This is a genomic window from Pelagerythrobacter sp. Soil_C_18 (assembly GCF_057657235.1).
The window spans coordinates 441,597-451,637 of record NZ_JBDGIU010000003.1; the positions used below are offsets into that span (position 1 = coordinate 441,597).

Consider the following 10,041-nt stretch of genomic DNA (forward strand, 5'->3'; position numbering starts at 1 on the left):
GCTCCTTGTCAGGTACATGTGTGCCGGGCGCGCCTAGCTTGGCGGCGGCGCGGCGGTCAGCCGCTCGACGAGCTGGTGCCCGTGGATGACCATTTCGCCCGGAGGATCACCCGCCAGTTCACGCAGCAACATGTCGGTTGCCGTCTTGGCCATCTCCACGACCGGTTGCCGCACTGTGGTCAGGCGCGGCCATACGATCCGCGCGATTTCGGAATCGTCGAAGCCGACGATGGACAGATCGGCGGGGACGTTGAAGCCGAGCTCGCGCGCCGCAGACATGGCGCCTACCGCCATATCGTCGTTCTGCGCCAGTATCGCGGTCGGGCGGACCTTGCGCGACAGCAGCCGCCTCGTCGCCTCGTAGCCCGACTCAAAGCTGAAATCGCCGGTTTCGATCAGTTCGGGATGCGGAGGGAGGCCGTTCGCCTCGAACGCCTGGCGATAGCCGCTCAGCCGCTGGCCGCTGGCGGCGTGCGCCGGGTCGCCCATGATGATCGCAATGACGCGGTGCCCGAGGCCGACGACATGCTCGGCGATCTCGCGCGCCGCGGCCACATCGTCCATTGCGGTCCACTGGCCGACGTCCAGCTGCGACTGGGGAGCGATGCGGGCAAAGGGAATACGCGCGTCGAGCAGGCCCGTGAGAATCTCGGGATGATCGGAGGCGGGGGGCGCCAGGATGACTCCATCGAGCCCGGCCGACCGCACGAGACTCACCACCTCCTGCGGGTGATCGGTCACCGACTCCACCGGCAGCACGACCAGGCGATAACGTTCGCCGTGCAAGCGTTCGAGCGCGCCGCGCTGCAGTTCGACGACATAGCTCGGGCTGGGCTTTTCGTAGATCAGCCCAACGAGGTAGGACTGCCTCCGAACCAGGCCCTGCGCCAGAACATTGGGATGGTAGCTGAGCTCCTTGGCCGCGCTGAGCACCTTCTTGCGCAGCGCCGGCGTAATGTGCGGCTCATTGTTGAAGACGCGCGACACGCTCTTGGGCGACACCTGTGCCAGCTTGGCGACATCGATGATTGTCGAACGTTTTGTCCCGCGAGCCATGCAGGAATGGCTGGCGAAACTGTCCTACGTTGTCAATCTGCTAGATCGCGATCGTATCGTGCACGGCGACGTGCCAGCATCCTGGGGAGAGTGGGCGCGTCGCGTCAGGTGCCGTCGCTGTCGCGTGTCGGCGCCAAAATGGCGGCTGCCGAACCGTCCAGAAGTGGGAGAATGCCGTTTCGGACGAAGCGGGTAAGCTCCGCGTCGTTCTCGACATCCAGCGCGAAGCGACCTTCCGCGAGGATCAGAGCGAAGCCGTAGGTGAGCGCGATGTAGCCGACTGCCACGCCGTACTTCTCATAGTCGGGAGCAGAGGACGCCTGCTCGATGCGGTCGCCGTAGATGAACTGGACGATCTCCCGGAAGGAATGGTTTCCCGCCTCCCTGCGGGGATCGCGGCCGTTGTGCGCGCGCTGGCTTATCATGAGACGCATGAGTTGCCGGTTCTTCAGGCAAAAACGGATGAAATCGGTCGCGGAGTCGATGAGGAGGTCGGGCTTCGTGCCGGGGCGGGACCAGGCCGCCGCGGCGCGGTCGACTGCCTCGTTGAGCGATGACGCCGCGATGCTCAGCAGGAGATCGTTCAGGCTGTCGAAGTGGTTGTAGAAATTTGCGGGCGCCACACCGACTTCCTTGGTGAGCCGTCGGACCGTGATGTCTTCCAGCGACTCGGCGGCAAGAATTCGTTCCGCGGCCTTTCGGAGATCGTCCGCAACGTGTCCCTTGTGGTAGGCGCGCGGCGGAGAGGTCGGCTGCGGGGGATCTGTCGATTTGGTCATTCCGCAAGTTCCCGGATGACGATGTGTTTGTCGTTGCCCAATGTTAGCTGGAGAATACGAACCGTCAAAAAATTACGTGCGAGCGCCTGTTGCGGAGTCCTGAAATTGAACAAGGCTGCGCTAATGAGCGATGTAAGTAAGAAGATCCGGGCTTACGGGTGAGCCGGCCGCGATGGACCTGGCGGGCAGCGTCAGGTCACGAAGCGTCTTGAAATTGACGCTTCCATATGTACACCGTTCATATTGCCGCTACCGGCGGATGTTTCGCGGGCGCCAGGTCCGCGAAGGGGACATCTTCGGGGCGGCATAGCGGGTGACGGACACCGTGTGTGCCCGGCGCTTCGCTGAACAGGGCAAACTGCCGGTGACGGCAGGACGCAAAGCTTCCGGGCTCTCACGAGCTAGCGGGGCCGCCGGCGGAGGGCGTGATGTACAGGGGGCATCGCACGTTTGGAATGGTTACCGGCAAATGTGCCGGACGGCGCGCCGTGGCCCGCCGGAACCCCGAATTTCCTGCTCCCCACACCCGCATCTCGGCCCGCGCCTCACGCGAGCCCAGCCCGCCTGCGCGCCGGGAGAGTGCGCGGCGATCACCCCCAGATCCTCACCTCCAGACACCGCCCTGCGGGCCCTGCCGGAGATCCCCGGGCGAGCGCCTGCCGCACGCGTGCCGCCCTGAAAGGGCGTGGTCAAGACATCAGGTTAATAGAGCGTTAGTATTTACATTGATGAAAGCAGAAGAATTCCCACGCATCCAAACATCAATGTAAACAATTGCTAATTCTGCTGTTTGATTGAAGTTTTCTCTGGACAAGAGATGTAGACACTGTTCATATCGCATTTGGTGATTCAGCACAGGGGCAGTGCGCATCAGGCAAAAACAGGGTCGAAATCGCATATTGTATCTTAAATGATGCGGATTTCCGCAGATGATACTTCCTGCACCGCCGAGCTATTCGGCGGCGAAGGATGTCGTTCGCCCTCCTGCCTTGCGCCGCCGAGTTTTGAGAGGAGACGCAGTGATGGGTTTTTCGGCAGAAGCATTGAAGCGGCGCGGTAAAGCGTCCCGTATGGCCGGGCGGCGTGCCCAGCTATTCTCCTCGAAAGCGCCGATGCTGCGCGGAATCGCGATCGCCGCGGTGCTGCTGGGCGGCACGCAGTCGGCGGCCCAGTCGCAGCAGGCCGCGCCTGCGCCGGCGGCGCAGAACGTCGACGCCTTCCGCCAGCAGGCGGAGCAGCTCGGCATCCAGCGCTGCGCCAACCTCTTCTCCGCCGCGGGTGCGGTGACGACGGCCGGCTCGACCTACGCCGTGCAGGTGAATGCCAATGGCGACAATCCCGATGCGCACGCAGTGCAGGGCGTCGCCGGTATTTCCTATGACACGCCCGAACTGCGCGGATCGGCCGCCGGCGTGGTGATGGCCGCGCCGGTCGGGCAGGGCTGCGAAGGGCAGCTCGTGCGCGTCGCGCCGTTCCAGCAGCCCTGCGCCGAAGTGCTCAGCCTGCTTCCGAGCGGCAGCACGCCGGCGGGCAATCTCGTGGACGTCCCGCTCTACAACCTTGGCGGAAATCAGGGGCAGGCGATGTTGGTGAGCAGCGGAAATTCCTGTGTCGTGGTGACGGTCGCCCCCTTGTCGGGCGCCTAGCAGCAGGCCGGGTCCGGCCCGCGATGAAGCGGGCCGGCATCAGTGAATGTGAGTGCCGATGGGCCGGCGCACCCGCGTCTGGCCGAGGGGTTTCGTGTGTCCCGTTTCCGGTAGCCGGCGCGGGGGATCTTCTACGAGGGAGTTTGTCATGCTTGGTCTCGATGCAGTCTCGAAGCGGCAACGTGGCGCGCGGTTCGCCGAAAACTGGATCGCGGGCGCAGGAGGCAGTGCCTCCCAGCGGCGCCGGCTGATGTCGGTGCTGCGCATGGCGCACCGCGTGCTTGGCGTGAACCGCAAGGGACTCGGCATTGGCGCTCTCGGCTTTGGCGGCAATGCCCGATGCACGCTCATGTCCTCGACCAGCGCAGCGGGAGTGATCGGCGGCGTTGCGTTAGCCGCCTCGCTCGGCCTGTCCACGCCGGCGCAGGCGCAGGGTTATCCCGCCGGTGGCGGCACGGCGACTGGCACGCGAAGCATTGCCATCGGCGTGGCTTCCGAGGCGCTTGAGCTCAATGGAATCGCCCTCGGCTCGAGCAGCACGAGTACGGCCCAAAATGCGGTCGCGATTGGCGCGAGCTCTCAGAGCACGGGCACGAACAACGTTGCTTTAGGCCCCAACGCACAAGCCACTGCCGCGAGTGGCGCAACCGCGGTGGGCGTTTCGTCCCGGGCCACCGGCACGAACGGGTCGGCCTTTGGCATCGGAGCAAACGCGGCGGGGGCGTCCTCCACGGCGCTCGGTCAGGGTGCGGCGGCTACGGCCGATCTCACGACTGCCGTTGGCGTGGGGTCCGATGCGCGCGCTGAGGGTGCGTCGGCTTTCGGTAGGCAGTCGCTTGCATCCGGCCAGAATTCCGCGGCATTGGGCGCCGGTGCGCAAGCCACAGGCACTAGCACCGTGGCCGTGGGACACGGCGCAGGTGGCGCGTCGACCATTGGCAATGCCAACTCAATTGCCGTGGGTGTTGCGGCTGGCGCGGTTGTCAGCGGTGCCCAGAATATCGGCATCGGCGGCGGCATCGCGTCCGTCATGCGAGGGGCCGGTTCGGGCGTCACGGGTGCGCGCAACGTCGCTTTGGGCACGGGTGACGGCACGGTCATGTATGATGGCACGCTCCAGGCTGCCGCGGGGACTCTGGTGACGGGCAGCGACAACGTCGCGATCGGCACCAATGCGGGCATCGGCGTAACCAGCGACGCGACGACTTCGATCGGACTGAACGCGATGGCGACCGGCCCCAATGCCGTCGCCGTGGGCACAGGCGCACAGGCTTCGTTCGAACAGGCCACTGCAATCGGCTTTGGCGCCAACGCAGGGGCCGCTAACACCATCGCCCTCGGCCAAGGCGCGACTGCCACAGGGGGTGCATCGCTGGCGGTCGGCTACAACAGTGCCGCTTCCGACATCAACTCCATCGCGATCGGCAATTCGGCAAATGTTTCCGCTGCGAGCGCGACCGCGCTTGGGATCTTTGCCAACGCTTCCGGAGTTGCCTCGACCGCGCTCGGCCGCAGCGCCATCGCGAGCGATCTGAATGCCGTGGCGCTCGGCCGGAACGCCGCCGCCTCGGCCGTCAACTCGATTGCTGCGGGTACGGGCGCGGTGGCCGATTCCGAAGACGCGGTCGCAATCGGCACCGGCTCGACCGCGACCGCCGGCAAAGCCGTCGCCATCGGTGCCGGCAACACCGCCAGCGGCAACGGCGCGGTGGCGATCGGCGATCCGAACACCGCGACCGGCGACGGCGCGGTGGCGCAGGGCATGGACAACACCGCGACCGGCAACGGCTCGGTCGCCATGGGCAACACCAATATGGTCGGCGGCGGCGGCCAGGGCGTGAGCGTTGCCGGCACGGCGGCGCAGGGCGCGGTCGGCGTCGGCTATCAGAATACCGTGGTGGGCCAGGGCGCCGTGGCGCTTGGCAGCACCAGCAGCGCGCTGGCGGCAGGCGCCCTGGCGTTCGGCGACACCGCGGTCGCGAACACCAACCAGAGCATTGCCATCGGCTCCAACTCCACCGCGACCGGGGGAAGCGCCATCGCCATTGGCCGAATCAGCGTGGCGGACGGCATCAATGCCACCACGTTTGGCGTCGGCGCCACTGCAACGGGCGACAACACGCTCGCGATGGGAACGGGGGCCAATGCTGCGGTAGGGACCGCCACGGCGATCGGGTTTGGCGCGGTTGCCAACAACGCCGGCGACGTGGCGCTGGGCTCGGGTTCGGTGACCGGGGCAGCAGTCCCGACCGGCAGCACCGTCATTCGCGGTAACACCTACAACTTCGCCGGTACGACGCCGACCAGCGTGGTTTCGATCGGCGCTGCCGGTTCCGAGCGCCAGCTCCAGAACCTCGCGGCGGGGCGGATCAGCGCGACCTCGACTGACGCGATCAACGGCTCGCAGCTCTTCGCGACCAACCAGGCGCTCAACAATCTCGCGACCAGCATCTCGGGCGCGACGCCGCACTATTTCAGCGTCAATGACGGCGGCTTCCAAGGCGGCAACTACAACAACGACGGCGCAACCGGCGGCCGGGCGATCGCGGTCGGCTACAACGCCACGTCAGGCGGGCTGGATTCAATCTCCCAAGGCACCAACGCCGGAGCGGCCGAGCAGAACGGCATCGCCATCGGCTTTGACGCTGAAGCGTCGGCCATAAACGCCATCAACATCGGCGCGCGCACGCTCGCGACGGCAGGCGCCACCGGCGAAAGCGCGATCGCGTTGGGCACCGACGTGACCTCCTCGCAGACAGACACCATCGCGATCGGCCGACTGAGCGTGGCGAGTCAGGCGGAGGCGATTGCCGTGGGGCATGAAGCTGAAGCGACCGGCATCAGCTCAACAGCCTTAGGCGAAGGTGCCGTGGCGAGTGCCGGCGCGAGCACCGCCGTAGGCTCCGGCGCGCAGGCGTCCGGCATCAATGCACTGGCGGCGGGCTTCGGAACGCAGGCATCGGGCAACAACGCCGCTGCGCTGGGGGTGGACACGGTCGCCTCGGCGGACGGCGCGATCGTGGTCGGCACCAGCTCGACCGCTTCGGGAGTCAATTCCGCCGTCCTCGGCACGGGCGCGGTTGCGAACAACCTTAATAGCATCGCGGTCGGCACGGTGGCACAGGCGAGCGGCGTCGGCTCCACGGCCATCGGCAGCGAGGCGAACGCGTCCGGCGCATCCTCCATCGCCATGGGCGACCGCGCGGTCGTCACTGGGGGCAGCGCCATCGCGCTAGGCACCACCGCCGAGGCGAGCGCGCAATGGGCGATGGCCATGGGCGTCGCCTCGTCGGCCGCGGGGCAGAGCGCCACTGCCCTGGGCGCGTTCGCGAATGCCACCGCCGAGGGCGCGGTGGCGGTCGGCAACGGCTCGGGCTCCGGCTCGACGATCGCCAATGTCAGCTCCGTCGCCATGGGCACCGGAGCCGGCCAGTTCGTCAGCGGCGCCCAGAACGTCGCGATCGGTGGCGGGCTCACCAACACCCAGAAGGGCGCGGGCGCGGGCGTGACCGGCACGCGGAACATCGCGCTGGGCACCGGCGACGGCACCGTCGCCTACGACGGCACCCAGGCGGCCTCCGCCGGCAACAACGTGTCCGGCAGCGACAATATCGCACTCGGCACGAACGCCGGTATCGGCGTGGCCGCGAGCGGAACGACCTCGATCGGCCTCAACGCGATGGCTGACGCGGATGACGCGGTGGCGATCGGCACCAACTCGGTCGCGACCGGCGGCAAGGCGGTTTCGATCGGCGCCGACAACGTCGCTTACGGCGACGGCGCGGTCGCGATCGGCGATCCGAGCTATGCCAGCGGCACCGGCGCCTTTGTCGGCGGTGCGGACAACATCGCCAATGCCGACGGCACGGCGACGGCGACCGCGGCCAACATGGCGAGCGGTGCGGTCGCGATCGGCAACAGCAACGTGGCGGTCGGCCAGGGCTCGGTCGCGCTGGGCAACGACAGCAGCGCGCTGGCGGCAGGCTCGCTCGCCTTCGGCGATACGGCCATTGCCAACAACGCGGGCGACGTGGCGCTGGGCTCCGGCTCGGTGACTTCGGCGGCGGTTCCGACCGCGAGCACGACCATTCGCGGCACGACCTACAATTTCGCCGGCGCCACGCCGACCAGCGTCGTGTCGATCGGCGCGGTCGGCTCCGAGCGCCAGCTCCAGAACGTTGCGGCGGGGCGGATCAGCAGCGTCTCGACCGACGCCATCAACGGCTCGCAGCTCTTCGCGGTGCAGCAGTCGCTGCAAACGGCGGTGGCGGGCGCGGCGCCGCACTATCTCAGCATCAACGATGGCGGCGCGCTAAAGCCCAACTACAATAACGACGGCGCCACCGGCATGGATTCGATGGCCATCGGACCGTGGGCTACGGCCACTGCCAGATTGGCGACCGCGGTTGGGCGAGTCGCCAGCGCGACGGCAGAGGGTGCCGCCGCTTTCGGCCCGTCCAGTACGGCAGCGGGCATCAACTCTCTCGCAGCAGGCCCTGCGGCGGACGCGCTTGGGGATTCCTCCACCGCGGTGGGCTATATTGCGAACGCCTCGGCACGAGCTGCCACGGGCGTGGGATACGGGGCGCAGGCTGGAGCGGAAACCGCCACAGCAGTGGGGGCTCTGGCGAATGCGAGCGGGCTGGCCGCCGTTGCCGTCGGTAACGCTGCTCGATCCACCGGAAACACTGCAGTTGCTGTTGGCGGGCAGGCACTAGCAGCCGGCGACAGCACGGTTGCTGTCGGCCAAGGCGCTGGCGCGGGTTCGACCGTTGCTAATACCGGTTCGGTCGCGATGGGCGTTGCAGCCGGCACGCTCGTAAGTGGCGCCCAGAACAGCGCTATCGGCGGCGGCATAGCCAGCGGCATGCGCGGCGCCGGTTCCGGCGTCACGGGCACGCGCAACATCGCCATGGGCACCGGCGACGGGACCGTCACTTATGACGGCACCCTCGGCGCTTCTGCGGGTAACCTGGTAACGGGTGACGACAATATCGCGCTCGGCACCAATGCGGGCATCGGCGTTGCCAGCAACGCGACCACATCGATCGGCTACAACGCCAATGCCACGGCCGACAACGCCTTTGCGGCCGGAACGGACGCGCAGGCGACGGCGCTGGATGCGCTAGCGATCGGCACGCAGTCGCAGGCTCTGGGCGAGCGCAGCATCGCGCTCGGCTATGACGCGATCGCGACGGGATCGGTGGCGATGGGCGCATCATCGCGGGCCGGCAACGGCGGCGCGGCGTTCGGCGACGGGGCCATTGCGACCTACAATGGCGGGGTGAACGATCCGGCGATCGTCGCGGGTGCGGCCCTGGGCGAGAACGCGGTGGCCGATGTCAGCGGCGCTACGGCGCTGGGCACGGGAGCCAGCGCCGTCAACGCGGGCGATGTGGCGCTGGGCTCCGGCTCGGTGACTTCGGCCGCCGTTCCGACCGCGAGCACGACCATTCGCGGCACCACCTACAATTTCGCGGGCGCCTCTCCGACCAGCGTCGTATCGGTCGGCGCCGTCGGCGCGGAACGCCAGATCCAGAACGTCGCTGCTGGCCAGATCAGCGCCACTTCGACGGATGCGGTCAATGGATCGCAGTTGTTCGCAGTGCAGGATTCACTGCAGTCCGCGGTCGCCGGCGCGGCGGCGCATTATTACAGCGTCAATGACGGCGGGACGGCCGGCGCGAACTACAACAATGATGGTGCGACCGGTTTGGCAGCACTGGCCGCCGGCGTGGGTACCTCGGCCGCGGGTAACCGCGCTACGTCCGTCGGCTACGAAGCAAGCGCTAGCGGCCTAGACTCCGTTTCGATAGGCTCTCTTGCTGACGCGAGCGGCGGACAGGGCGTGGCAATAGGACGCGGTGCCACTGCCAGCGGGTTGGAAGGCCTGGCTCTCGGCTATGCAAGTATAGCCACGGGTACCAATGCGACCGCAGTTGGTAACCAGATCCAGGCACATGCAGACGGCAGTATCGCCATCGGCAGCAACACCGGGGTTGCCGTTGATGCGGCATCCATCAACGGCGTCGCTATCGGCTGGGGGGCTCAGGTCGTGAATGCGCCCTCAGCCGTCGCTCTCGGCGACGGGGCCTCTGCTGGCGCGTCCGGCGCATCGGCCATTGGTTTTGGTGCCAGTGCCACCGGCATCAACGCGAGCGCGCTTGGCCGACTTGCAATAGCGGACGCGCAAAATGCCACGGCGGTCGGTGTCGGCACCAACGCAACCCAACAAGGCTCCCTCGCCATGGGAGCCGGCAGCCAAGCAACCGGCGTGAACGCAGCGGCAATCGGCCGAAGCGCACTATCGGGGGGGGAAACAGTACGGCAGTAGGTTCTTCCGCCAATGCCAGTGCTGATAACTCGATTGCGGTCGGGACCCTCGCCACGGCCGACGCCGCCGAAGCAGTCGCCATCGGCAACAACGCGCTCGCGACCGGCGGCAAGGCGGTCTCGATCGGGTCGGGCAACACCGCCTATGGCGACGGCGCGGTCGCGATCGGCGATCCGAGCTATGCCAGCGGCCGCGGTGCGTTCACCGGCGGCGCGGACAACATCGC

At 67.3% G+C, this 10,041-nt stretch carries 4 protein-coding genes, 1 pseudogene and 1 riboswitch; of the genes and pseudogenes, 3 read left to right on the plus strand and 2 right to left on the minus strand.

Translation table 11 applies throughout. The annotated features are described in order from the left end of the window. Positions 1 to 33: 33 nt before the first annotated feature. Together AC3A5N_RS10165 and AC3A5N_RS10170 are read right to left on the minus strand one after the other, a co-directional pair. On the minus strand, positions 34 to 1,056 hold the full coding sequence (locus AC3A5N_RS10165) for a LacI family DNA-binding transcriptional regulator (RefSeq protein WP_487737196.1): 1,023 nt from the start codon (positions 1,054 to 1,056) through the stop codon (positions 34 to 36). Positions 1,057 to 1,160: 104 nt separating this feature from the next. Then, positions 1,161 to 1,835 (minus strand): TetR/AcrR family transcriptional regulator, encoded by a 675-nt coding sequence (locus AC3A5N_RS10170; RefSeq protein ID WP_487737197.1) that lies wholly within the window; start codon positions 1,833 to 1,835, stop codon positions 1,161 to 1,163. Between the two features lie 342 nt (positions 1,836 to 2,177). Next, positions 2,178 to 2,253: riboswitch (cyclic di-GMP riboswitch) on the plus strand. 694 nt (positions 2,254 to 2,947) lie between these two features. Between AC3A5N_RS10170 and AC3A5N_RS10175 the strand changes: the two genes are divergently transcribed. The 3 genes and pseudogenes from AC3A5N_RS10175 to AC3A5N_RS10185 form a co-directional block, all read left to right on the plus strand. Continuing rightward, a complete protein-coding gene (locus AC3A5N_RS10175) occupies positions 2,948 to 3,481 on the plus strand; it encodes a hypothetical protein (protein ID WP_487737198.1) in 534 nt (177 codons plus the stop codon). Positions 3,482 to 3,629: 148 nt separating this feature from the next. After that, positions 3,630 to 9,815 (plus strand): hypothetical protein, encoded by a 6,186-nt coding sequence (locus AC3A5N_RS10180; RefSeq protein ID WP_487737199.1) that lies wholly within the window; start codon positions 3,630 to 3,632, stop codon positions 9,813 to 9,815. Beyond that, positions 9,788 to 10,041 (plus strand): annotated as a pseudogene (locus AC3A5N_RS10185) (hypothetical protein); the annotation flags it as partial. The gene AC3A5N_RS10180 and the pseudogene AC3A5N_RS10185, both read left to right, overlap by 28 nt.